A 23,681-nucleotide genomic window follows, 5' to 3' on the forward strand; every position below is an offset into this window, starting at 1 on the left:
GGCAAGGGCTGGCAGCCAAACCGGTTTACAAGGAGAACATCATGCGTCGTTTCGTACTGAAATCCCTGGCAGTTGCCACTCTGGGCCTGACTTTTGCGGCCAACGTTCACGCCGCTGATCCGGCCAAGAAAGAAATCGTGATCGGCACCACCGTTGGTGACTTCGGCGATATGGTCAAGCTGAGCATCAAGCCGCTGCTGGAAAAGCAGGGTTACAGCGTGAAGCTGGTCGAATTCACTGACTATGTACGCCCGAACCTGGCACTGCAGGAAGGCTCGCTGGACGTTAACGTGTTCCAGCACAAGCCTTACCTGGACAACTTTGCCAAAGAAAACAAGCTGACCCTGAAAGAAGTGTTCCAAGTGCCGACCGCGCCACTGGGCATCTACGCCGGCAAGCTGAAGTCCATCAAGGGCGTGAAGGAAGGCTCGACCCTGGCTGCGCCTAACGATCCGACCAACTTCGCCCGTGCGCTGGTGATGCTGAACGATCTGGGCTGGGTCAAGCTGAAACCGGGCATCAACCCGCTGACCGCTTCCGAGCGCGACATCGCGGTTAACGTGAAGAAGATCAAGATCGTACCGCTGGAAGCTGCCCAGCTGCCACGTTCGCGCGCCGATGTGGACTTTGCCGTGATCAACGGTAACTACGCGGTAAGCTCCGGCATCAAGCTGACCGAAGCGATCTACCAGGAAAAGAGCTACGCCTATGTGAACTGGGGCGTGATCCGCGCCGGTGACGTGAGCAAGCCATGGGCCAAAGACGTGATTGCGGCTTACAAGTCCAAAGAGTTCCGCGCTTGGGCCGAGCCACGCTTCAAGGGCTACAAGCTGCCAGCTGACTGGAAGTAATGTTGTGCCCGGCCGGTAGTTGCCGGCCGGTTCCTTGATCCACTCCTGGCATTCAAGGCTGCTTTGCGGACCGCATGGTCCGCATTTTTTTTGCCCTTGTCTTCAGGCCTCAATGTCTATAGTGAAGCTGTAAAAACAGACAGGAGGCATTGATGAGCCAGATCGTATCTGCCATCACCTTGCACGACGAGGATGGACTGGGCATTCATTTTACTTTGGGGTTGCAGGGGAATCAGGAGCTGGTGCTGAGCCGCGATCTGGTGGGCGAGATGTCGGTGCCGCCGGAAGACCGCGGCATTGTGGTGCAGTCGCCGGATGATGATCCGGGCGAGCGCTTGCTGGTTGTGCGCTGGTCGCGCGAGCAGCTGATCCTGCAAACAACACACAAGGAATATGTGCTGGATACCGCCCATGTCAGCAGTGACGAGTTGGCTTCGGCGCTGGCGCAGTTACGCGAGATGGATCCGGATGAATCGGCGGTGATTACCACCGAGCCGCGCAAGCCGGCTTGACCGTCAAGCTGTCTTGAAATGTAAAAAGGCCAGCCCGCAGGCTGGCCTTTTGTCGTGACGACGCGATCAGGCGCGCAGGCGGCGCAGGACTTCTTCCTTGCCGATCAGTGCCAGCACGGCATCAACCGACGGGGTTTGCGTGGTGCCGCACACCAGCACGCGCAGCGGCATGCCCAGCTGGCCCATCTTGATGCCTTCGTCGGCGCAGAAGGGCTTGAACAGCTCGTGAATGGTTTCGGCAGTCCAGCTCTCCAGTGCGGCCAACCTGTCGGCAAAGCGACCCATGCGGGCAACAGCATCGCCAGCCAGATGCTTTTCGACATCGGCGGCAGCCGGCTCGCGCTTCTGGTAGAAGTAATCGACTTCCAGTGCCAGCGCGTTCAGATCCTGTACACGCTCTTTCACCAGGCCGAGCACCTCGGTCAGCGCCGGGCCGCTGCTGGTGTCAACGTTGGCCGCAGCCAGACGCGAGGCAATCAGCTCTGCCAGACGGGCGTTGTCGGTCTGCTTGATGTACTGCGCGTTCAGCCACAAGAATTTCTCGTTGTTGAAACGGCTAGGCGAGCCGCTGACCGCCTCCAGTGTGAACCACTCGACAAACTGCGGCATGTCGAACAGCTCGTCGTCGCCGTGGCCCCAGCCCAGACGCGCCAGATAGTTGAGCAGCGCTTCCGGCAGGATGCCCTTGTCGGCGTAATCAACCACGCTGACTGCATCGCGGCGCTTGGACATCTTCTGGCCGTTTTCGTTGAGAATCATCGGCAGGTGGGCATAAACCGGCAGCGGTGCACCCAGCGCCTTCAGGATGTTGATCTGGCGCGGGGTGTTGTTGACGTGGTCGTCACCGCGGATCACATGGCTGATCTGCATATCCCAGTCGTCTACCACCACGCAGAAGTTGTAGGTCGGGCTGCCATCGGGGCGGGCGATGATCAGATCGTCCAGCTCTTCATTGCTGATCTCGATACGGCCTTTTACCGCGTCATCCCACACCACCGAGCCGCCGATCGGGTTCTTGAAGCGCACCACCGGCTGCACGCCTTCAGGAATCGCCGGCAGGGTCTTGCCGTCTTCCGGACGCCATACGCGGTTGTAACGCGGCTTTTCGCCACGCGCTTCCTGCTCGGCACGCAGCGCGTCCAGCTCTTCACGGCTCATATAGCAGTGGTAAGCGTGGCCGCTGGCCAGCAGTTGCTGGATCACGTCCTTGTAACGGTCAAAACGATGTGTCTGGTAGAACGGACCTTCGTCGTAGTCCAGGCCGACCCAGTGCATGCCGTCCAGAATCGCCTTTACCGACTCCGGGGTCGAGCGTTCGAGGTCGGTGTCCTCGATGCGCAGCACGAACTGGCCGCCGTGCTTGCGAGCAAAGGCCCAGGAAAACAGGGCGGTGCGAACGCCGCCAATGTGCAGGAAGCCGGTAGGGCTGGGGGCAAAACGGGTGCGGATCATGTTTCTTAACCGACAGGAATCGTAAACGCCGTATTGTACGCCGAGCCGAAAATGGCGGGCAAACCATAAGCAATCCATCTCGCTTCATTTGGTGAAATGATGTCATCGGGTTATTCTGTCGGGATTGCAATCAAGGAAAGACAAGATGAACAGGCGGCTTTTTCTGGCAGGTGGTTTGCTGACATTGACGGGCTGTGTGACCAGCTCGCTGGTCGACAGTGTCAATCGCAAGGAGTATCGCGATGAGGAAGAGCGCATCCAGCAATTCCTGATTTCCGCGGATTCGGCCAACCTGGTGATTCTTGGCGAGCATTATCACTATGTGATGGTGGTGCCGGCGGTACTGCAGCAGGTGATGGCTTCGCCGCTGCGCAAGCAGCTGGAGGCATCTTTCAATCACTTTACCGTGGCTGTTGATGGCAAGGTCAGCGGCCGCTATCGCATCCAGTTCATCAGCAGTAATGAGGCCGAGCGTCGCGAAGCACTGGCGATGGGTTTCAAGCTGCAGAAAAACGGCGAGATCGTTACCGAGGCGTGGATACGCGGCCAACGTTATGCCGTCGAGCGCAAGCTGGAAAACAGCAATGCCCAGGCACTCAATCGCGAATACCGCATTGCCCTGCGCGTCGAGCAGCCGCGCGGCGTCAAAGTGCTGCGCTATGCGCTGACGCCGGTAACGTTGGCCGCAGATGGTGTGCTGATGCTGGCAGCGATTCCGTTGATTCCGCTGGCCTATCTGGCTTTGAAAGACCAGCGCTGGAACTAGCGCCGGCAGTCTGGATGTTTGACGAAGGATGAGTGTTGCCGGCAGCCCGGCAATGTGTCGTGATGTTCAAACGGAGCATGAGAATGAAACTGGAAACCCTGGCCGTGCATGGCGGCTACAGTCCTGACCCGACCACCAAGGCGGTGGCCGTCCCCCTGTACCAGACCACCAGCTATGCCTTTGACAGCACCCAGCACGGTGCCGATCTGTTTGATCTCAAGGTGCAAGGCAATATCTACACCCGCATCATGAACCCGACCACTGACGTGCTGGAAAAGCGCGTGGCGGCACTGGAAGGCGGCATCGGTGCGCTGGCCGTGGCGTCCGGCATGGCGGCCATCACTTACGCCATCCAGACCATTGCCGAGGCGGGTGACAATATCATCGCCACCCGCACGTTGTATGGCGGCACTTATAACCTGTTTGCCCACACCTTCCCGCAGCTGGGCATTACCGTGCGCTTCATCGATCCGGCCCGGCCGCAGGATATTGCGGCCAACGTTGACGAGCGCACCAAGGCAGTATTCTGCGAATCCATCGGCAACCCGCTGGGTAATGTAGTGGATTTTGGCGCCTTTGCCACCGAGGCGCATCAGCATGGCCTGCCGCTGATCGTTGACAACACCGTACCGTCGCCGTATTTGTGCCGCCCGTTCGAGCATGGTGCCGATATCGTGGTGCACAGTCTGACCAAGTATCTGGGTGGCCACGGCACCAGCATCGGCGGCATTATTGTCGACAGCGGCAAGTTTCCGTGGGGCGAGCACAAGGCGCGCTTCGTGCGGCTGAACACGCCGGATGTCAGCTATCACGGCGTCAACTATGTCGAGGCCTTGGGCGCGGCGGCATTTATCGCGCGGGCGCGTGTGGTGCCACTGCGCAATATGGGTGCGGCGATTTCACCGTTCAATTCGCAGCAGATCCTGCTTGGTATCGAGACGCTGGCGCTGCGTATGGATCGTATCTGCGATAACGCATTGGCGGTGGCCAAAAAGCTGGTCAGTCATCCGGCGGTGGCCTGGGTGGAGTATGCGGGTTTGCCCGAGCATGCTGACAAACCGCTGGTCGACAAATATATGGGTGGCCGTGCTTCGGGCATTTTGTCCTTTGGCATCAAGGGCGGGGTCGAGGCAGGTGGTCGCTTTATCGATGCGCTGCAGCTGGTGACCCGTCTCGTCAATATCGGCGATGCCAAGAGCCTGGCTTGCCATCCGGCATCGACCACGCATCGCCAGCTGTCGCCGGAAGAGCAGCTGCGTGCCGGCGTGCGGCCGGAGATGATACGCCTGTCCATTGGCATCGAGCATGTCGACGATATCCTCGCCGATATCGAACAGGCGCTGCGTTTCGCGGCCAACTAGCTCTGGTGCGGGCCAGCTTCTGTGGTCAGGGGCTGGTCGACAGCCGGCGGCTGTTGGCAGTAGGCCAGATAGTCGTGCTCGGGCAGAGGCCTTGCCAGCAGATAGCCCTGAATGTAATGACAGCCATGGCGATGCAGGAAGTCGTATTGTTCTTGCGTTTCAACGCCTTCGGCCACGGTGCGGATGCCGATGGCACGCGCCAGTTCCAGAATGGCTTTGACGACCGCCTGATTGCGCGGCGAGTTGAACAGCGTCCAGATGAAGTGCTGGTCGATCTTGACCTTGTCGATCGGCAGCTCGACAAGGTAGTTGAGCGATGAGTAACCGGCACCAAAGTCGTCGATCGAAATGCTGAAGCCGGCGGTGCGCAAGGCCTGCAGATTGGCTTTGGCGGTGGCCAGATCGCTGATCAGTGCCGACTCGGTCAGCTCCAGCTCGATGGCGTTGGCCGGCAGGCTGTGGCGATTCAGCATGGCTTTCAGCGCATAAGGCAGGTTCTGGTCACTCAGTTGCCGCGCCGAAATATTGATGCTGACTGTGCGGTTGATGCCTTGGCTGCGTGCCTGGCGCAGCATCTGGCAAGCCCGCTCGACGACCAGATTACTGATCGGCTCGATCAGGCCGTGCGACTCGGCAAACGGAATGAATACTCCCGGTGAAATCATGCTGCCATCGGTTTGCGGCCAACGTATCAGGCTCTCGGCATAGCTGGCGTGATTGTCGTCCAGCGCGATAATCGGCTGGTAATACAGCACGAACTGGCTTTCTTCTATGCCCTTGCGCAGCAGGGTATACAGTGTCATTTCTTCTTTGAGGCGGATGGCAATCGCGGTTTCGAAGAAACAATACTGGTTTCTGCCCTGTGACTTGGCCTGATACATGGCGGCGTCGGCATTTTTCATCAGCGTTTCGGAGGTATTGCCATTGTCCGGGTAAAGGGCAATGCCAATGCTGGCGCCGATTTCCATTTCCCGGCCATCCAGCAGGAAAGGGCGAGCCAGGGTTTGCAGGATGTTTTCGCAGGTGAGTGCTGTGTCGGATGCGGAGCTGTGGCGCAGCAGCAGGCAGAATTCGTCGCCGGATAGGCGCGATACCGTGTCGTCCTGATGGACGGCGGCCAGCAGTCGTTCGGCGGTTTCGCCCAGCAAGGTGTCGCCGGCCTTGTGCCCCAGGGTGTCGTTCACGAATTTGAAGCGATCCAGATCCATGAACACCACGGCAAACTGCTGGTTTTCATTGCGGGCAATCTGGATTTCGTGGGTCAGCCGGTCTGCCAGCAGGGCGCGGTTGGGCAGCTTGGTCAGCGGGTCGAAGTACGCCATTTGCCGCAGCTTGTCTTCGGCATCTTTCAGGCGGGTAATGTCTGACAGAATGCTGACATAGTTGCAGACGCTGCCATCATCGCGGTGGATGGCATTGATGGTCATCATGGCGTGAATCAGGCTGCCATTGGCGTGGCGGTTGACGATCTCGCCGCGCCAGCGGCCATCGGCCCGCAGCCTGTCCCACAGTTGCTCGTAAAAAACCTTGTCGTGATGGCCTGAGCTGCTGATAGGTGGCTTCTTGCCAACCAGCTGGGCAAGATTGCGGCCGGTCAGGCGCTGATAAGCCTGGTTGGCGGTGATGATCACCGCTTCTTCGTCGGTAATCAGTACCGCATCATCGGTGTGGCGGAAGATGGTTTCAAACAGCTTTTGCTGTTTTTCGGCTTCACGCCGCTGATGAATCTCGGCCTCAAGGAAGGCGGTTCTTTCCCTGACCTGGGCTTCGAGCATTTCATTTTGTTGTTGCAGCAGCTGGCGGATGTCACGGTTGTCCTGCAAGGTCTGGCGAAAGTGCTGCAAGCCGGCAAACAGCGGGGCAAAGCTGGCATCGGCATCCGGCAGGCGGATATCGTCCTGGCCATTACTTAGCCGCTTCAGTGCCTCTTCGGCGCTACGCAGCTGCACATTCATGCGGCGGAAGGAGGCGAGCATGAAGAGCGAAATGGCCAGCATGATGCCGGTGGCGATGATTTCCAGCCACAGTCTTTGCCGGTTGTAGTTTTCGTAGTTCTGCAGGGAGGATTTGCGTACTTCGCTGATTTCCTGCTGCAGATGCTCGAACAGCTCGGTCTGCAGATTGCCCAGCACCGGCATCAGCACGACAGCCTCCTCTTCGGCGGCTTCGATATCACTGGCAATCAGCATTTGCAGTTTGGCTGCACTTTGCAGGTATTCTCCCAGCGTGCTCTCCAGCATTTTGGAGGCCTCCGGGCCGCGGTGCTCTCTTTTGAACGCGATAAGTTCCCGCATCTGTCCTTGCAGGCGGGAGAAGCTGTTGCTGATCAGTTTGTTTCGCTGTTTGAGTTCGCCTGCCGACAGTGGGGTGGCTTCATGCTGCTCGATCAGCAGCAGCAGGGCGTTGTGGGTCTGATTCAGGTGAGCCAGCACCTCGGTGTCTTTTTTGACGATCAAGAGTGCATCCGCGTTGAGCGCGCGAAAGCGCTCTTCGAAGTGGCCGATGGCAAACTGATACAACAACAGAATCACGGCAATGCTGCCAAGCAGGCTGAGCAGCAGTACGGTCAGTCTCCGGCTTGGGGTGTGAGAGCGGGTGAAATGATGGGCTGGCAAAGCTGAGCTCCTGCTTGCGGGTCAATTTATTACAGCATGCCAGCTAATCATTGTCAGTTTTTTGATAGAACGCTTGTCAAACTCAGTTTTCTTGCCGGTTTAGCCAGTCGTGGCATTGTTCTGCGGCCAACCTGCCGGTGGCAAAACAGGCAGTCAGCAGATAGCCGCCGGTTGGGGCTTCCCAGTCCAGCATTTCACCGGCGCAGAATACACCGGGCAGGCTGTGTAGCGACGCGTTCGCCGTGCTGCCGAACGCCACGCCACCGGCGGTGCTGATCGCTTCGTCAATCGGGCGCATGCCATGCAGGCGTAGCGGTAGCTGCTTGATGGCGGCGGCCAGCTGGCGCATGTCCTGCATGACGGCTTTGGGCAGGCATTCGTGCAGCAGGGCGCTGCGCGCACCATCCAGCTTCAGCTGCTTGCGCAGATGATTGGCGAGCGAGGCTGCGCCTTTGCCTTGCAGCAGTTTTTGCTCGATCTGGCCGAGTGTCAGGTCTGGCAGCAAGTCCAGCAGAATATCGGCGTGGCCTTGCTGCAGGATGCGGTCGCGCCAGTCCGCGCCGCAAGCGTAGACGAGATTGCCCTCTAGGCCGTGGGCGGTGATCACGCACTCGCCACGGCGCTGCTGTGTGTGGCCCTGCAAATCCTGCCACTGGATGGCGATGTTTTTCAGCGGGGTGCCGGCAAAGCGGCTGGCAAGAAAATCGCTCCAGTTGCAGGCAAAGCCGCAATTGGCGGGTTTGAGCGGGCTGACCTTGGCACCTCTGGCTGTCAGTAGCGGCACCCAGCTGCCATCCGAGCCCAGTTTGCGCCAGCTGCCGCCGCCCAGCGCGAGAATGACGGCATCCGGCTGGATGGCCAGCTCGCCATCCGGATGGTTGATGCGCAGGCTGCCGTCTTCATTCCAGCCCTGCCAGCGATGGCGGACGTGAATGCGCAAGCCCTGTTCGCGCAGATGGCCCAGCCAGGCGCGCAGTAGCGGCGCGGCTTTCATTTCGCGCGGGAAGACCTTGCCCGAGCTACCGATAAAGGTTTCGATGCCCAGCCCGTGCACCCAGGCGCGTAATGCGTCGGCGCCAAAATCCTGCAGGGCCGGTGCCAGCAGGGGCGCAGCTTCACGATAACGACCGAGAAACGCCTCGGCGGGCTCGCTGTGGGTGATATTCATCCCGCCCACACCAGCCAGCAGGAACTTGCGGCCAACCGAGGGCATGGCGTCGTACAGATCGACCTGGTGGCCCAGTTGCAGCAGGCGCTCGGCAGCCATCAGGCCGGCAGGGCCGCCGCCGATAATGGCGATGCGTGAGGTGTGGGAGCTTGTCATGTTTGGTGGCTCGGTACAGGCTAAGGGGGCTGGATTGTCACAGATATAAACAGAAAACCCAAGTATCTCATGGGCTTAATGCTATTGTTGTTTGCTTGGCATTAATTGCGAAGATTAGAATCTGTCCTTGCTTTGCCTATCGGGAAGTCTGGTTGTTGATGAACAATAATGTTGAAAGTCGTTTTGAAAACCGTTTGCCGGCGGATTTGCCACGTCGCGCGACTGCCATCATCGAGTTGCCGGATGGCGTATTGATGACAGCGTTGTCGCATGGCCGTTTCGTATTGCCGGGTGGTGTGTCCGAACGCGGCGAGTTGCGTTCGCAAGCCTTGTTGCGGCAGATTCGCGAGCAGACCGGCTTGCGGATCAACTCCATGTTGTACCTTTTTGATCATATAACCCAGCACAATGCGCATAAGGTTTATCTGGTGATTGCGCAGGGTGTGCCAAGGATGCAGGAGAGCGGCAGCCGACTGACGCTGATTACCTCGCCGGATGCCGAGCAGGATATCCACGTCGAGTCGCGGGCGATCTTGCGCCGCTACGCCAAGATGCGTGGTGAGGAGGGGGTGAAGAGCGAGGCGGTGCGTGCCATGCTGAAGCTGGCGCGTTATATCGCCAAGGTGGATTGATGTTGGCCGCAAGCTGGCAACACTTGCCGCCGGGTGCGGTGCAGCAGTTTTTGCAGCGATGTGATGGCTGGCTATTGCTGATGTATGGTCAGCCGGCCTGCGGTGCCTGTCGTGGCTGGTACCGCTGCGTGCCGCAATGGCTGCCGGCTGGATGGTCGCTGGCTTATGTAGATGTCGTTGCTGATGCCGCTCAGGCGGCGCGGCACGAGATTTTCCATCTGCCTGCCTTCATGCTTTATCGTGATGGCGAGTTTCATGCGCAGCTTGAGGCGCCGATGGCTCAGCAAGCCTGGCTGGAAGTCTTGCAGGCTGCCTGTGCTGCCCCGGCACAGGAAGAGCCGTGAGGCAGCAAAAAAAAAGAGCCCGGATTATCCGGGCTCTTGTCATTCAGGGGTTCTGTTCTTGTTGCTGCTCTATCGCGGCCTTCAGTTCTTGCGGAATATTGACCAGCCCCATATTGGTGGCGCTGCTGATCATCAGGAAGGATAGTGCCAGCGCCAGTGGCGTAAACAGCAGCATGCCCAGCACGATGCGCCGTCTGGCCTGCTGGCTGCCAAAGGCGAGGGCGCAGACGGTGATCCACACGCTGGCAAGGCTGATGGTCATATTGGCGATCATGGCCATATCGTCAGGCAGCCAGCTGCTTAGAGGCTCCAGCACCTGGATGGCGCTGGCCACCACCAACGTGCCCAGCAGGGCGGGTGGTGACATCATGCCACCACGCTGCAGCCACCAGTGCATGAAGCGCGACAGCAGCCAGATCTCGGTGCCGATATACAGGCTGAAAAACAGTACGAGATTGAGCGGTTCGCCCATGCCGGACGGTGCGCCGGCTGCGGCGGTAACGCCCAGTGCCAGAATGCCCAGCAGTAAATGGCTTGCCGGGTACTGGTATTGATCCAGTGGCTTGAACTGCATGCGCAGCATGGCAATGGCGTCGTTGATCAGTGGCTGACTCATGGTTCTCAGTCGAAAATAACGGTCTTGTTGTTGTAGGCAAGGATGCGGTTTTCCAGATGCCAGCGCACTGCGCGCGACAGAACGATGCGTTCGAGATCACGGCCTTTCTGGATCAGGTCGTCGACATCGTCGCGGTGCGAGATGCGGGTGACTTCCTGTTCAATGATAGGTCCGTCATCCAGCACTTCGGTCACATAGTGGCTGGTGGCGCCGATCAGCTTCACGCCGCGGGCAAAGGCGCGATGATAAGGCTTGGCACCATCAAAAGCCGGCAGGAAACTGTGGTGGATGTTGATCACGCGGTGCGGATAGCGTTCGACAAACTTTTGCGACAGAACCTGCATATAACGAGCCAGTACGATCAGATCAACGCCGGCTTCTTCCAGTAGTGCCCATTGCTGTGCTTCGGCTTCGACCTTGTTTTCCTTGGTCACATTAATGACGTAATAAGGGATGCCATGGAATTCGGCCAGGCGGCGACAGTCTTCGTGGTTGGAGATGATCAGCGGGATTTCGCAGTCCAGCTCGCCAATGCTGTGGCGATGCAGCAGGTCAACGAGGCAGTGTTCGTACTTGGAGACAAAGATCGCCATACGTGGCTTGCGCACCGACAGCGAGACTTCCCATTGCATATTGTGTTTTTCGGCGATGGGAGCGAAAGCTGCCGCAAAGCTTTCCATTGGCAGGCTGAAGCCATGCAGATCCCATTGCACCCGCATCAGGAACAGGTTTTCCACGGCGTCCTGATGCTGGTCGGCATGCAGGATGTTGGCGTTATAGGTCAGCAGAAAGTTGGCAATGGCAGCGACCAGCCCGTGGCTGTCGGGGCAGCTGATCAGCAAGGTGGCAGAGTGACGGTTACTCATGATTTGCTCTTCAATAAAAGTATGGTTATGTGGTGTTGCCGGCAAGCTGGGGTGGCAGGTGTGACCTGTCTTGTCTTGCCTGTCGCACTGCAGCGAACTTGATCTCCAAGAGTGGCGGAATCTCGTGTCGAGTGCAACTGTGTGTCGTGCTCGGGAGGCCTTGCCGTGAGGCTATCGGGCGCAGGTCATCACTTTGGCTCAAGGTTGGCCGCAAGCTTGTGCGGTGCAATGTGTTGTGGGTGAGTCAGCGCTTTCTGGGTGCGGTTTCTCGCTGAAATGAAAAAATTGCATTGTAGGTGTTGACAGGGGGTAAGGGGTCACGTATATTTCGCCTCCTGTCGTCGGGGCGTAGCGCAGTCTGGTAGCGCATCTGCTTTGGGAGCAGAGGGTCGTGAGTTCGAATCCCACCGCCCCGACCACTTTCACACCGATAGAGCGTCCGTAGCTCAACCGGATAGAGCACCGGCCTTCTAAGCCGGGGGTTACGGGTTCGATTCCTGTCGGGCGCGCCAGACACTTGTGAAGGTGGCAGACATTTTGTGGTGGATATAGCTCAGTTGGTAGAGCCCCGGATTGTGATTCCGGTTGTCGTGGGTTCGAGTCCCATTATCCACCCCATCAATTTTGCATGTGGCTTTATGGCGGCATGCTTCACCGCTCAGTGGTGGATATAGCTCAGTTGGTAGAGCCCCGGATTGTGATTCCGGTTGTCGTGGGTTCGAGTCCCATTATCCACCCCAGATTAAACCCCGCTTCGGCGGGGTTTGTCTTTTTTACGCGCCGCTTTGGTGATTTCACTGTTTTTAAGCTTGTTGTCAGGGGAAATCACCGTATAATCGAATACATTTGCATGTATCCGATAGCCAGAGCGTGACCATGACCATCCTGCAGCCGATCAAGCGACAAACCCTGACCAGTGCCGTAACCGAGTCTTTGCGCCAGCGCATTCTGTCTGGCGAATTTGCCGATGGACAGCAATTGCGGCAAGAAGCCCTGTCCAATGAGTACGGTGTCAGTCGCGTGCCGGTGCGTGAAGCGCTGCGTCAGCTGGAGGCCGAGGGTTTGATCCAGATTATCGACCACAAGGGTGCGCTGGTATCCAAATTGTCGCTGGATGATGTACTGGAGCTGCTGGAGATTCGCGCGATGCTCGAAAGCGAGCTGCTACGGGCGGCCATTCCCTGTCAGGACGCGGCCGATCATGCAGCCGCGGCAGAAACCTTGCATGAATTCGAAGAAGCACTGAAAGGGAATGACATCCGCCATTGGGGCGAGTTGAACTCGCGTTTCCATCTGGCGCTGTATCGCGCTGCCAAGCGCCCGAATACGCTGGCACTTATCGAACAGCTGCATAACAAGACAGATCGCTATACCCGCATGCAGATCCTGTTCACGCGCACCATGGAGCAGGCGCACCAGGAACATACCCAGTTGCTGCAGATGTGCCGGGATGGCAAGGCCGATGAGGCTGCCGACTTCATCCGCTTCCACATCCTGTCGGCGGGGCATGCCCTGGAGGCCTATCTGAGCTCAGCCGAGAAGCGTGTCTGATCTTCCGGATTGAATACAAAACGCCATCCATTTACGGGTGGCGTTTTTTCATGGCCTCATCTGGGTAGGCATAGACGATGCGACCTTGCCTCAGTTCGCCGATAACCGGGGTTTTCATGTCGATTGCCTCATGGTTATCGGGTGAGAAAGGGCGCTGATAGCTGGTGATAACGCCCTCGACTGGCATCTTCAGATCTTCCAGTGCACTCACAATCGCCTTGCCTTCGGTTTTTCCTGCCTGACGGATGGCTGCGGCCAACAGTTTCATGCTGTCGTAGCCCTGTGCGGCAGACATGGGTGAAGGTATGCGGCTGCCGCCATGCATGGTCAGGTAATTTCGGACGAAGCGCTGGTGTGTCGGGTTTGGGCTATCACTGATGAATGTCTGAATCATGCGCGCACCTTCACCATTCGGCCCGGCATTGTCGATAAAGTTGGACATGGACAGTGTCCAGCTGCCGATCAGGCGTGGACGCCAATCCATCTGCGCCAGCGAGTTGGCAATCTGCGTCAGCTCGGGGCCGATGGCATAGGTGAGAATGGCCTGTGCTCCACTGTCTTTGGCAGCTTGCAGCTGTGGCAACATGTCGCGCTCGCCAAGGCGGAACTGCCCGACAAATACCGGTGACATTCCGTAGCTGTGCAATGCCTTTCTCAGCTCGTCCTCACCCTGTCGGCCGTAATTGGTCTGGTCGCGAAAAATGGCGAGCTTGTTCAGCTTTTGCCGGCGAGCCTCTCGCACGATCAGTGGTGCCTGACGGCCATCGGATAGCGCGACGCGGAACACAAAATTCTGTGGGTATTGCGGCGGCAAGAACTGCTGGGTAATACGCGATGCTGTTCCGCCGGCCGTGATGGCAGGAATGCCAGCGCGCTGGTAATAAATTTGTGAGCTGAGCGCCACACCACTGTTAACGAAACCGATGGTGGCAGCCACGCGTTGCTGGACAATCAGCTCTTGCGCAACCTTGATGCCGCTATCTGACTGGCCGCGATCATCGCGCTCGATCAACCGGATCTGGCGGCCGTTGATACCGCCTTGCGCATTGATTTCCTGGGTAGCCATGCGCACGCCATTGCGCATGCTGATGCCCATCGGGGATGAGCCGCCGGTGTAGGGGCCGGACAGGCCAATGAGGATGTCGTTCTGGCTGGCAGCGACTGGTTGCGTCATTGCCATCAAGGCCAGCAAGGAGATGAGGGCTTGCACGCTGACTGGATGATCGGTAAAACGCCTTTATTACCACATTCCTGACGGTTTTGCTGCCTGTCTGGCCGCCAAGTTCATGAGAAACCTGCAATTTTATCAATCATTGCGTCGTAGTCGTTATTACCGGCTGATGCCCAACAGTACCATTGTGCTGTTTTTCCTGACCATGGCCGTGATGCTGTGGACGCTGGATGCCAGGGAGAGCGAGCAGATGCGTGTCGACCTGGCCAAGGACACGCTGTGGGCTGAACAGACGCTGCGGCTGCGCATGGATGAGCAGCGCAACGAACTGATGCGGCTAAGTCGCGACATTGGGCGCGAAGCCATCGACGAGGGCGAGTTCCTGATTCAGGCCTCGCAATTGCTGGCGAATACGCCGGAAATGTCGGCAGCCGTCTGGGTGGACAACAGCTTTATCGTGCGCTGGATTGCGCCTTACGAGGAAAGCGAGCTCAGCTATGGCTCCAGTCTTAGCGGGCCTTCTGCGACGGCTTTTCTGACGGCGCGCGATGAGGGGCGGGTGGTTATGGGGCGCCCTTACCAGCTGGATTCCGGCGAGTGGCGTTTTGACTTGATGGTGCCCGTGTATCGTGACACCCAGTTTCGCGGCATGGTGGTCGGGATTTATCAGGCGAATGCCTTTATCCGCCGCGCCCCGCCCAGCTGGTTCACCGAAAAGTATTTTCTCGAGCTCGAATCAGCTGGCAAATTTCTGGTACGCAATGCACAAAGCCAGCCTTCATCGCGACTGTCGCATCGTATTGCACTAGGCCAGAGTGGCCTCCAGCTGGTGGTCAGGCCGGTGCGAGGGGATCACGACAAGAGCCGCCAGCTGCAGCTGGGGCTGATCATCGGCCTGTCATTGTTGACCCTGCTCAGTCTGTTAAGCCTGTCGCGCCATATCCAGCGACGGGTGGCGGCCGAGCGTGAGCGTGATCGTGTATATGGTTTGTCACGCGAGTGGCTGGGGGTGATGCGCGAGGATGGCTATCTCTTGCAAGTGAACCCGGCTTTTGTGGCGGGCTTGGGTTATCAGAGTGCGCAGATTCAGGGCACCTCCTTGTTGAACTACCTGCATCCACAAGATCGCGAGCCAACGCTAGGCCTGATCCGGCAGCTGATGGAGGCAGGTAGTGTCGACCGTTATGTCGAAACCCGCGTGATCAACAAGGCCGGCGAGGCGCGCTTCATCGCTTGGGCGATGAGTCCCTTGCCCGATAGTGGCGTGATTTATCTGTCTGGCCGCGACATCACCAGCGAAAAACAGAGTGAAGAGGCCTTGCGGCACGAATCGATGTTCCGCAAGGCAATGGAAGATTCACTGGTTGTCGGTATTCGGGCGATTGACCGCAATGGCCGCATTACTTATGTGAACCCGGCTTTCTGTCGTATTACCGGCTTTGCCGAAGATGAGCTGATCGGCGTGTCGCCACCTTATCCTTACTGGTCGCCCGATATAGCCAGTTACAACTCGGAGTCACTGCGTCAGACGCTGGCGGGTGAGCAGACCCAGCAATTGTTTGAATCCATCATGCGGCGCAAGAGTGGCGAGACCTTCTACGCACAAATGCTGATTTCGCCATTGATAGACGCTGATGGCGAACAGACCGGCTGGATGGCGGCCCTGACCGACATGACCGAGCAGCGGCAGGCGCAGCAAATGCTGGAGGCGGCCAACGAGCGTTTCATCGCCGTTATCGAAGGCCTGGATGCGGCAGTGGCCGTGGTGCGCAGCGAAACCCAGCAGCTGCTGTTCTGCAATCATCGCTATCGGCAATGGTTGGCCGCACCCGACAATGTCGATGGCAGCGAGTGCTGCGATCTGCGTCTGCATCATCTGTTGCAGCATGCCGTGACTGATCAGGAATTATGGCTGGATGATCTGCAGCGCTGGTTCTTGCTGCGCAACCGGCCGGTGCGCTGGGTGGATGGCGAGATGGCGCAGATGCTGATCCTTACCGATATTTCCGAGCAGCATGAAGCCGAGCAGCGTTACGAAGAGCAGATGGCCAAGCTGCAGGCAACCTCGCGTCTGATTACCATGGGCGAAATGGCGTCAACGCTGGCGCACGAGCTGAATCAGCCCTTGTCGGCGATTGCCAACTACCAGGCCGGTTGTGTCGAGCGTTTGCGCCAAGGACGGGCGACGCCGGAGTCATTGATACCAGTGATGGAGAAAATTACAGCCCAAGCCGAGCGGGCCGGCAAGATCGTACGTCGGGTGCGCGAATTCGTGAAGCAGAGCGAACCGGTGCGCAAGCGTTGTCTGGTCAACGAGATTATCGAGGCCTCGTTGTCGATCGCCGAAATCGAGGCGAGGCGCCTGGGTTCGACAATCCGCGTAAGCCTCGCAGAAAATCTGCCGGCCTTGCTGGTAGACCCGATCCTGATCGAGCAGGTGCTGTTGAACCTGATCAAGAATGGTATGGAGGCGATGCAGCAACTGCCGGTGAATGAGCGCGAATTGCTGATCAGCGTGCAAAAACAGAGTGCCAGACGAGTAGAGGTAGCGATTGTCGATCGCGGCCATGGCGTACCGGACGAAATCAAGAGTCATCTGTTTGATGCATTCTTCACCACCAAGAGCGAGGGGATGGGCATGGGTCTGAACATTTGCCGCTCGATTGTCGAGTTTCATCAGGGTCAACTCTCAGTGGAAGATCATCCGCTAGGTGGTACCATTTTCCGATTCACATTGCCGGTAGACGACACTCATGACAGCTGATGCTCCTATCATTCATATCGTTGATGACGACGAGGCTTTTCGCGATTCGATGTTGTGGTTGCTGGAAAGTCATGACTACCAGGTAATCGTGCATGACAGTGCCGAGAGCTTTCTGGCGGATTTTCGACCGATGGCTCGCCCCGGTTGCCTGATTCTTGATATTCGTATGCCCGGGATGAGCGGGCTGGAACTCTATGAAGAACTGCAGGCGCGGCAAAACCGTTGGCCGGTGATTTTTATTACTGGCCATGGCGATGTGCCAATGGCGGTGCAGGCGGTCAAGCGTGGTGCTTATGATTTTCTGGAAAAGCCCTGTAGCCAGGAGGCTTTGCTGACGGCTATCAGCAGTGCATTGCAACTGGCGCTCAGCCGGGTGCAGGATGCGGTGCAGGCGGATGATTGCGAAAGTCGCTTGCAAAGCCTGACAGCGCGTGAGCGCGAAGTGCTGGAGCGGGTGATCGAAGGCAAGATGAACAAGGTGATTGCCGATGATCTGGGCATCAGTATCAAGACGGTTGAGGCTCACCGCGGCAAGATGATGGACAAGATGGGCGTACGTTCCATTGCCGATCTGGTGCAGCTGGTGGTGAACTATCGACAGCAGAAGGGTGCAAATACTGCCTGAGGCAGGCTGGTGATTGTCGCTGTATATAAGTGAAAAGCCGTTGCGGCCAAGGTTGGCCGCAACGGCTTTTTTCATGAGGAGAGCCGGTCAGGCAGCCTGCGCAGTTTCTGGCGTTTTTTCCTTGTCCTGCTTTAGCGCATCCAGCTTGCTTTTCAGGAAGTCATCAAAGCCCTTGCTGACCAGATCATAGGTTTTCTGGATGCCGCTTTCAACATCACCCTCAAGTACCTTCAGGCCTTTGAGGATGTCTTTAGCCTCGTTGAAGCCCTTTTCAAAGCCGCCGCGAACCAGCTCGGTGAAATCCTTGGCCAGCGTTTCGGGGTCTTTGTCAGGGTGTTGCTTGGCGTAAGCATCGTAAAACGCCGTGGCACCATCCAGAATACGCTTGGCGGTGGCTTCGGCGGAGTTGTCTTGCTCGTCCGCAGCCTTCTGCAGTACGTTTTCACCGGTTCCACCGGCCAGCAATTCATTGATCTTGTCGAGAGCGGCACGCCAGACCAGACCTTGGGCATCGTTGCCCGCGCTGATATTGACGTCCATTGTCGCGACGATGCCGGCGTTGAGATCGTCCTTGGGGCGCATGTCCTGATAGGCTGCTCTGGCTTTGCTATTGGCCTGGGCGGCGCTGTTTTGCTGGACGGCTTGGGAGTTGGTGCTGCTGCTTATCTGCATGATGGCTCTCGGGCAAACGCGGTCATGTCAATGTTATAGACCGGTTTGCCCGATTTGTCGCGCGTGGTGTCGATCAGAAGGCGAAGTGATCGGCATCCAGTTGCATCAGTGGTTGGGCGCCGGCCTTGATGCTGGCTTTCAGCGATTCTACCTCGGTAAACAGCTTGGAGAAGTAGAAGCGTGCTGTCGCAATCTTGGCTTCATAGAACGGATCCTTGCCGGCTTCCAGCTTGCTGTAGGCCACCTCGGCCATGCGCGCCCACAGCCAGCCATAAGTCAGGTGGCCGATCAGACGCAGATAGTCGGTAGCGGCGGCGCCGGCTGCATCGCGATCCTGCATGGCAGCCATGCCGATCCCCATGGTGACATCGCCGATTTCTTTCAGCAGTTTGCCAAGCGGCACCACAAACTCGGCCAGCTGGGCATTGCTCTCGTTAGCCTTGCAGAACTGGTGAATCTGCTTGGTGAACTTACGCAGCTTGGCACCTTGGTCCAGCAGTACCTTGCGGCCGAGCAGGTCGATAGCCTGAATGCCGTTGGTGCCTTCGTAGATTTGCGAAATGCGGCAGTCGCGCACCAGCTGTTCCATGCCCCATTCACGGATAAAGCCGTGGCCGCCGAATACCTGCATGCCAAGGTTGGCCGCAGTGTAGCCGTTGTCGGTCATGAAGGCCTTGGCGACAGGTGTCAGCAGTGCAACCAGATCGGCAGCTTCGGCACGTGCGTCGGCATCGCTGTGTTTTTCTTCGATATCCAGCTGCAGGGCAAGGAAGGCGGCCAGTGCACGACCGGCTTCGGTATAAGCCTTTTGCGTTAGCAGCATGCGGCGAACATCCGGATGCACGATGATGGGGTCGGCCGGCTTTTCCGGGAATTTGGCACCCGCCAGCGCACGCATCTGCAGACGTTCGCGCGCATAGGCCAGTGCACCCTGGAAGGACGCTTCGCCAAGGCCCAGGCCTTGCATGCCGCAGCCGAGGCGCGCGGCGTTCATCATGGTAAACATGCAGGCAAGGCCTTTGTTGGCTTCGCCAATCAGATAGCCTTTGGCGCCGTCCAGGTTGATGACGGCGGTGGCGTTGGCCTTGATGCCCATCTTGTGCTCCAGGCTGCCGCAGTACACGCTGTTGCGGCTGCCGTCAGCGTGGAACTTGGGCACGATGAACAGCGAAATGCCTTTTACATCTTTGGGTGCGTCGGGCAGGCGTGCCAGTACCAGATGAATGATGTTGTCGGACAGATCGTGCTCGCCGGCGGAGATGAAAATCTTGGTGCCGGTAATGTTGTAGCTGCCATCGCCATTCGGCTCGGCTTTGGTTTTCAGCAAGCCAAGATCGGTGCCGCAATGCGGCTCGGTCAGGCACATGGTGCCGGTCCAGCTGCCGTCTACCAGGCGTGGCAGATAGGTGTTCTTTTGCTCTTCGGTGCCATGGGCGTGAATCGCCGAATAAGCGCCATGCGAAAGACCGGGATACATTGACCACGCAACGTTGGCCGCGCATTGCATTTCCATTACCGGGAATGACAGCGATTTGGGCATGCCCTGACCGCCAAAGGCCGGGTCGCAGTCCAGTGCCGGAAAGCCGAGTTCGCAGTATTGCTGGTAGGCCTCGCGAAAGCCCGCGGGTGTCGTTACCGAGTGGGTAGCAGGGTCAAACTGACAGCCTTCTTCATCGGCCTGGCGGTTCAATGGTGCCAGTTCGTTTTCACAAAACTGGGCGGCGGCTTCGAGATAGGAAGTGAAGATGTCCTGGGTGGCCTCCTCGTAGCCCGGCAGGGTGGATAGCGTATCCTGAACATGGAACACTTCGTTCAAAACAAAGTCGAACTCGCGCAATGGGGCTTTATAAGCTGGCATATCTGTCTCCGTGGCTCTATCGGTTTATGTCGGGCTGACGATGGCCAGCCGTGAGCATGTCGGGGGTGTGTGCGGGCTAGTTTGCCAATAATGCCGAAAATAAGTCAAACGATTGTTTGAAAGTGGGGTGAGATGGGAGTCAAACGCTGGTTGTTGAAACGCGTGCCTGATCCGATGAAATGGGTGCAATCCTCAGCTATTCTCGGGCCGCTGCGGCCGTGGCTTGCCCATGCCGAGCTATGGAGCCTGCAGCGGCGCAAGGTGGCCATGGCTGTGGCGGTCGGTATGTTTGCCGGCCTGATGCCCGGCCCGACGCAGATGTTGGCCGCAGCTGCACTGGCGTTGCTTTTGCGCATCAATCTGCCGATTGCGATGATGTGTACCTTGTATACCAACCCGTTCACCTATCTGCCGCTGTATCTGCTTGCCTACGAGCTGGGCAAGTTGTTGCTAGGGGTAAATGATGGTGCGGTATTGCCACCGTGGCCGGCGTTCACCCCGCATGATCCAGCGCAGTGGCAGCAAGCCGTACTGGACTGGGTGCTGCAGCTGGGCTGGCCCTTGCTGGTGGGCGTGCCGGCATTGGGCTTGAGCCTGGCGATCCTTGCTTATGGTATCGTTATGCTTGTATGGCGCTGTGCTGTGGTGCGGCAATGGCAAAAGCGAAAGGGCAGGCGTGGATCTCACAGAAAAGAAGCTGGCAGGTGAGCAGGTATTCACCGGTGGGTTTATCAAGGTACAGCGCGATCAGGTAGCATTACCGGACGGCACCGAGGCCTGGCGGGAATTCATCCTCCATCCTGGTGCAGTTGCCATTCTGGCGCTGACTGACGATAACGAGCTGGTGCTGGAGAAACAGTATCGCTACCCGGTGGGGCAGACTTTTATCGAGATCCCCGCCGGCAAGATTGATCCGCATGAGCCGCCACTGCAAACCGCCAAGCGGGAGCTGCTGGAAGAAACCGGTTACCGCGCCCGCGTCTGGTTTTATCTGGGTAAAGCCTATCCGTGTATCGGCTATGCCGATGAAGAGATTCATTATTATCTGGCGACCGGGCTTGAGGCCGGAGCTCGCGAGCTTGATGATGGCGAGTTTCTCGAGGTGTTTACGGCACCAGTGGCAGAGGCGATGAAGATGACGCTTGATGGACGCATTGCTGACAGCAAGAGTATTGTCGGCTTGCACTGGTTGGCCGCATGGCAGCGCGGAGAGCTGGATTGTGAAGCCCTTTGACACGCACTACGAGAGACGGGGTGGCAAGCGCATGCAGATGGGCTGCCGTGCCAAGCTGAAGTCGCGCCATACCGGCGAGACTTTCTACGGTGAGTGCGTCGATTTATCGATTGATGGCATGGCGCTGCGGTCAACTTTTGTGCCGCAATTTGGCGAGCGTCTGGACGTCGTCGTACTGGTGCCACCGGTATCCGGGCTGCCGGGCAAGCCGTTTGAGGCACTTGTCGAGGTGCGTCGCTGCAATGAAGTTGAACGGGGTCGTTTGTATGAAATAGGCGTCAAGATTCTGAAGCGCTGATTTATCCAGATCGAGTGGTAAGGCCGAAAAATAAAAGTCACCTGAATGGTGGCTTTTTTTCTTGCGGCATGAATCCCTGTGCTATACCCAAAAAAACAGCAGCACAAAGCAGTCTCACCACTCATTTTCTGGCAAGGGGGCAACGGTGCAAGCGGCACCGCTGATGGCCTGCTTGCCTCCTCCAGGAGGGATAAGTCATGAGCCAAGACATCTTCAGCAGCTTTGCATCCCGTTACGACCGTACCCGCGAAGAAGAGCTGACCATCCAGGAATATCTCGAGCTCTGCAAGAAAGACCCGACAGCTTACGCCACAGCCGCCGAGCGGATGCTGATGGCAGTCGGCGAGCCTGAGGTGGTCGATACCCGCCATGACTCCCGCCTGTCACGGATCTTCAGCAACAAGATCATCCGCGTCTACCCGGCATTCCGTGACTTCTACGGTATGGAAGAAGTGGTCGAACAGGTCGTGTCCTACTTCCGTCACGCCGCACAAGGGCTGGAAGAGAAGAAGCAGATCCTGTATCTGCTGGGCCCGGTGGGTGGCGGCAAGTCGTCCATTGCCGAAAAACTCAAGGAGCTGATGGAGCGGGTGCCTTTCTATGCCATCAAGGGCAGCCCGGTCAACGAGTCACCACTTGGCCTGTTTTCGTACGATGAAGACGGCCCGATTCTGGAAGAACAATTCGGCATTCCGCGACGCTATCTGCGCGGCATCCCTAGCCCGTGGGCGGTGAAGCGCTTGCACGAATTCAATGGCGATATTAGCCAGTTCCGCGTGGTCAAACGCTATCCTTCGGTATTGCGTCAGATCGGTATTGCCAAGACCGAGCCGGGTGACGAAAACAACCAGGACATCAGTTCGCTGGTGGGCAAGGTGGATATCCGCAAGCTGGAAAGTTACGCCCAGGATGATCCGGATGCTTACAGCTATTCCGGTGGGCTGTGCCTCGCAAACCAGGGTCTGCTTGAGTTTGTTGAAATGTTCAAGGCGCCGATCAAGGTATTGCATCCACTGCTGACCGCAACGCAGGAGGGCAACTTCAAAGGTACCGAAGGCTTTGGCGCAATCCCGTTTGATGGCGTGGTGCTGGCGCACTCGAACGAGAGTGAGTGGAAAGCTTTCCGTAATAACAAGAACAACGAGGCCTTCCTCGATCGTATTTATATCGTGAAAGTACCGTATTGCTTGCGTGTGACGGACGAGACACGGATTTACGACAAGCTGATTCGCAACTCTTCGCTGGGTGGGGCACCTTGCGCACCGGGTACGCTGAAGATGATGGCGCAGTTTGCCATCTTGTCACGGCTGAAAGAGCCGGAAAATTCCAGCCTGTTCAGCAAGATGCAAGTTTATGACGGCGAAAACCTGAAAGACACCGATCCTAAGGCCAAGTCTCACCAGGAATATCGCGACTTTGCCGGCGTGGACGAAGGGATGAGCGGGCTGTCGACACGCTTTGCCTACAAGATCCTGTCCAAGGTGTTCAATTTTGATCACACCGAGGTTGCGGCCAACCCTGTGCACCTTTTGTATGTGCTGGAGCAGCAAGTCGAGCGGGAACAGTTTCCGGCCGAGCAGGAACAGAAATACCTTACCTACATCAAGGAGTTTTTGGCGCCGAAGTATGTTGAATTCATCGGCAAGGAAATCCAGACGGCCTATCTTGAAAGTTATAGCGAGTACGGGCAAAACATCTTTGATCGTTATGTGACCTTCGCCGACTTTTGGATTCAGGATCAGGAGTACCGCGATCAGGATACCGGCGAAAGCTTTGACCGCAATTCGCTGAATGCCGAACTCGAAAAAATCGAGAAGCCGGCAGGGATTTCCAATCCGAAAGACTTCCGCAACGAGATCGTGAATTTTGTGTTGCGGGCAAGAGCAAACAATGCCGGCAAGAACCCGGCCTGGACCAGCTACGAGAAGCTGCGCACCGTGATCGAGAAGAAGATGTTCTCGAATACCGAAGAGTTGCTGCCGGTGATCAGCTTCAATGCCAAGGCCAGTGCTGACGAGGCCAAGAAGCACGAAGATTTTGTCAATCGCATGGTCAGCAAGGGTTACACACCGAAGCAGGTGCGCTTGCTGTGCGAATGGTATCTGCGTGTTCGCAAGTCGTCCTGAGCAGTAAGCGGGTAGACGTTGGCCGCATGCGGCCAACGTCTGT

21 protein-coding genes and 4 tRNA genes are annotated in these 23,681 nt (G+C 57.6%); 17 read left to right on the forward strand and 8 right to left on the reverse strand.

All coding sequences use genetic code 11. The annotated features are described in order from the left end of the window. Nucleotides 1-41 precede the first annotated feature (41 nt). Both ACZ9W6_RS04820 and ACZ9W6_RS04825 read left to right on the forward strand, forming a co-directional pair. Nucleotides 42-851: a MetQ/NlpA family ABC transporter substrate-binding protein gene (locus ACZ9W6_RS04820; protein WP_465189946.1), complete on the forward strand. Its 810-nt coding sequence runs from the start codon at nucleotides 42-44 to the stop codon at nucleotides 849-851. A 152-nt stretch (nucleotides 852-1,003) separates the two neighbouring features. Continuing rightward, complete coding sequence (locus ACZ9W6_RS04825) at nucleotides 1,004-1,363, forward strand: hypothetical protein (RefSeq protein WP_465189947.1); 360 nt, start codon at nucleotides 1,004-1,006, stop codon at nucleotides 1,361-1,363. A 66-nt stretch (nucleotides 1,364-1,429) separates the two neighbouring features. On the opposite strand, the gene gltX is transcribed toward ACZ9W6_RS04825, so the two are convergent. Continuing rightward, complete coding sequence (gene gltX, locus ACZ9W6_RS04830; protein WP_465189948.1) at nucleotides 1,430-2,815, reverse strand: glutamate--tRNA ligase; 1,386 nt, start codon at nucleotides 2,813-2,815, stop codon at nucleotides 1,430-1,432. Between the two features lie 145 nt (nucleotides 2,816-2,960). On the opposite strand from gltX, the gene ACZ9W6_RS04835 reads away from it, so the two are divergent. Next, nucleotides 2,961-3,581 carry a YidX family protein gene (locus ACZ9W6_RS04835; protein ID WP_465189949.1) on the forward strand — a complete coding sequence of 207 codons (621 nt, stop codon included), beginning with the start codon at nucleotides 2,961-2,963 and terminating at the stop codon, nucleotides 3,579-3,581. 83 nt (nucleotides 3,582-3,664) lie between these two features. Continuing rightward, nucleotides 3,665-4,942, forward strand: coding sequence for an O-acetylhomoserine aminocarboxypropyltransferase/cysteine synthase family protein (locus ACZ9W6_RS04840; protein WP_465189950.1), 1,278 nt, complete (start codon nucleotides 3,665-3,667; stop codon nucleotides 4,940-4,942). On the opposite strand, the gene ACZ9W6_RS04845 is transcribed toward ACZ9W6_RS04840, so the two are convergent. Together ACZ9W6_RS04845 and ACZ9W6_RS04850 are read right to left on the reverse strand one after the other, a co-directional pair. Beyond that, nucleotides 4,939-7,557 carry a putative bifunctional diguanylate cyclase/phosphodiesterase gene (locus ACZ9W6_RS04845; protein ID WP_465189951.1) on the reverse strand — a complete coding sequence of 873 codons (2,619 nt, stop codon included), beginning with the start codon at nucleotides 7,555-7,557 and terminating at the stop codon, nucleotides 4,939-4,941. The genes ACZ9W6_RS04840 and ACZ9W6_RS04845 overlap by 4 nt on opposite strands. Nucleotides 7,558-7,639: 82 nt before the next feature. Continuing rightward, nucleotides 7,640-8,881 (reverse strand): TIGR03862 family flavoprotein, encoded by a 1,242-nt coding sequence (locus ACZ9W6_RS04850; protein ID WP_465189952.1) that lies wholly within the window; start codon nucleotides 8,879-8,881, stop codon nucleotides 7,640-7,642. A 158-nt stretch (nucleotides 8,882-9,039) separates the two neighbouring features. Here ACZ9W6_RS04850 and ACZ9W6_RS04855 point away from each other — a divergent pair, with 158 nt between their 5' ends. After that, nucleotides 9,040-9,513, forward strand: coding sequence for an NUDIX domain-containing protein (locus ACZ9W6_RS04855; protein WP_465189953.1), 474 nt, complete (start codon nucleotides 9,040-9,042; stop codon nucleotides 9,511-9,513). Further along, nucleotides 9,513-9,857: a hypothetical protein gene (locus ACZ9W6_RS04860; RefSeq protein WP_465189954.1), complete on the forward strand. Its 345-nt coding sequence runs from the start codon at nucleotides 9,513-9,515 to the stop codon at nucleotides 9,855-9,857. The genes ACZ9W6_RS04855 and ACZ9W6_RS04860 overlap by 1 nt, the downstream gene beginning before the upstream one ends. Before the next feature lie 43 nt (nucleotides 9,858-9,900). Here the strand turns inward: ACZ9W6_RS04860 and ACZ9W6_RS04865 are convergent, their stop codons facing one another. Both ACZ9W6_RS04865 and purU read right to left on the reverse strand, forming a co-directional pair. Continuing rightward, a complete protein-coding gene (locus tag ACZ9W6_RS04865; protein WP_465189955.1) occupies nucleotides 9,901-10,473 on the reverse strand; it encodes a hypothetical protein in 573 nt (190 codons plus the stop codon). A 5-nt stretch (nucleotides 10,474-10,478) separates the two neighbouring features. Then, nucleotides 10,479-11,339, reverse strand: a complete 861-nt coding sequence (gene purU, locus ACZ9W6_RS04870; RefSeq protein WP_465189956.1) for a formyltetrahydrofolate deformylase — start codon at nucleotides 11,337-11,339, stop codon at nucleotides 10,479-10,481. Nucleotides 11,340-11,681: 342 nt separating this feature from the next. On the opposite strand from purU, the gene ACZ9W6_RS04875 reads away from it, so the two are divergent. From ACZ9W6_RS04875 to ACZ9W6_RS04895, 5 genes are all read left to right on the forward strand, one after another. Beyond that, nucleotides 11,682-11,758 (forward strand) — tRNA-Pro (locus ACZ9W6_RS04875). A 16-nt stretch (nucleotides 11,759-11,774) separates the two neighbouring features. Further along, nucleotides 11,775-11,851 (forward strand) — tRNA-Arg (locus ACZ9W6_RS04880). Nucleotides 11,852-11,881: 30 nt separating this feature from the next. After that, nucleotides 11,882-11,957 (forward strand) — tRNA-His (locus ACZ9W6_RS04885). Between the two features lie 46 nt (nucleotides 11,958-12,003). Further along, nucleotides 12,004-12,079, forward strand: a tRNA-His gene (locus ACZ9W6_RS04890). Nucleotides 12,080-12,215: 136 nt separating this feature from the next. Further along, a complete protein-coding gene (locus tag ACZ9W6_RS04895) occupies nucleotides 12,216-12,890 on the forward strand; it encodes a GntR family transcriptional regulator (RefSeq protein WP_465189957.1) in 675 nt (224 codons plus the stop codon). 31 nt (nucleotides 12,891-12,921) lie between these two features. Here the strand turns inward: ACZ9W6_RS04895 and ACZ9W6_RS04900 are convergent, their stop codons facing one another. After that, nucleotides 12,922-14,100, reverse strand: a complete 1,179-nt coding sequence (locus tag ACZ9W6_RS04900; RefSeq protein ID WP_465189958.1) for an ABC transporter substrate-binding protein — start codon at nucleotides 14,098-14,100, stop codon at nucleotides 12,922-12,924. 76 nt (nucleotides 14,101-14,176) lie between these two features. Between ACZ9W6_RS04900 and ACZ9W6_RS04905 the strand changes: the two genes are divergently transcribed. Next, complete coding sequence (locus ACZ9W6_RS04905; protein ID WP_465189959.1) at nucleotides 14,177-16,825, forward strand: PAS domain-containing sensor histidine kinase; 2,649 nt, start codon at nucleotides 14,177-14,179, stop codon at nucleotides 16,823-16,825. Next, nucleotides 16,815-17,450 (forward strand): response regulator transcription factor, encoded by a 636-nt coding sequence (locus tag ACZ9W6_RS04910; protein ID WP_465189960.1) that lies wholly within the window; start codon nucleotides 16,815-16,817, stop codon nucleotides 17,448-17,450. Before ACZ9W6_RS04905 ends, ACZ9W6_RS04910 begins: the two co-directional genes overlap by 11 nt. A gap of 87 nt (nucleotides 17,451-17,537) precedes the next feature. Here ACZ9W6_RS04910 and ACZ9W6_RS04915 read toward each other — a convergent pair whose 3' ends face one another. Together ACZ9W6_RS04915 and ACZ9W6_RS04920 are read right to left on the reverse strand one after the other, a co-directional pair. Further along, nucleotides 17,538-18,122: a DUF5610 domain-containing protein gene (locus ACZ9W6_RS04915; protein ID WP_465189961.1), complete on the reverse strand. Its 585-nt coding sequence runs from the start codon at nucleotides 18,120-18,122 to the stop codon at nucleotides 17,538-17,540. Nucleotides 18,123-18,195: 73 nt separating this feature from the next. Beyond that, nucleotides 18,196-19,980, reverse strand: a complete 1,785-nt coding sequence (locus ACZ9W6_RS04920) for an acyl-CoA dehydrogenase C-terminal domain-containing protein (protein WP_465189962.1) — start codon at nucleotides 19,978-19,980, stop codon at nucleotides 18,196-18,198. A 132-nt stretch (nucleotides 19,981-20,112) separates the two neighbouring features. On the opposite strand from ACZ9W6_RS04920, the gene ACZ9W6_RS04925 reads away from it, so the two are divergent. From ACZ9W6_RS04925 to ACZ9W6_RS04940, 4 genes are all read left to right on the forward strand, one after another. Then, on the forward strand, nucleotides 20,113-20,688 hold the full coding sequence (locus tag ACZ9W6_RS04925) for a DUF2062 domain-containing protein (RefSeq protein WP_465189963.1): 576 nt from the start codon (nucleotides 20,113-20,115) through the stop codon (nucleotides 20,686-20,688). Continuing rightward, complete coding sequence (locus ACZ9W6_RS04930; protein WP_465189964.1) at nucleotides 20,657-21,214, forward strand: NUDIX domain-containing protein; 558 nt, start codon at nucleotides 20,657-20,659, stop codon at nucleotides 21,212-21,214. Before ACZ9W6_RS04925 ends, ACZ9W6_RS04930 begins: the two co-directional genes overlap by 32 nt. Then, nucleotides 21,201-21,512, forward strand: coding sequence for a PilZ domain-containing protein (locus ACZ9W6_RS04935; RefSeq protein WP_465189965.1), 312 nt, complete (start codon nucleotides 21,201-21,203; stop codon nucleotides 21,510-21,512). The genes ACZ9W6_RS04930 and ACZ9W6_RS04935 overlap by 14 nt, the downstream gene beginning before the upstream one ends. 197 nt (nucleotides 21,513-21,709) lie before the next feature. After that, nucleotides 21,710-23,638 carry a PrkA family serine protein kinase gene (locus ACZ9W6_RS04940; RefSeq protein ID WP_465189966.1) on the forward strand — a complete coding sequence of 643 codons (1,929 nt, stop codon included), beginning with the start codon at nucleotides 21,710-21,712 and terminating at the stop codon, nucleotides 23,636-23,638. Nucleotides 23,639-23,681 lie beyond the last annotated feature (43 nt).

It is taken from the genome of Vogesella lacus, from assembly GCF_979366295.1.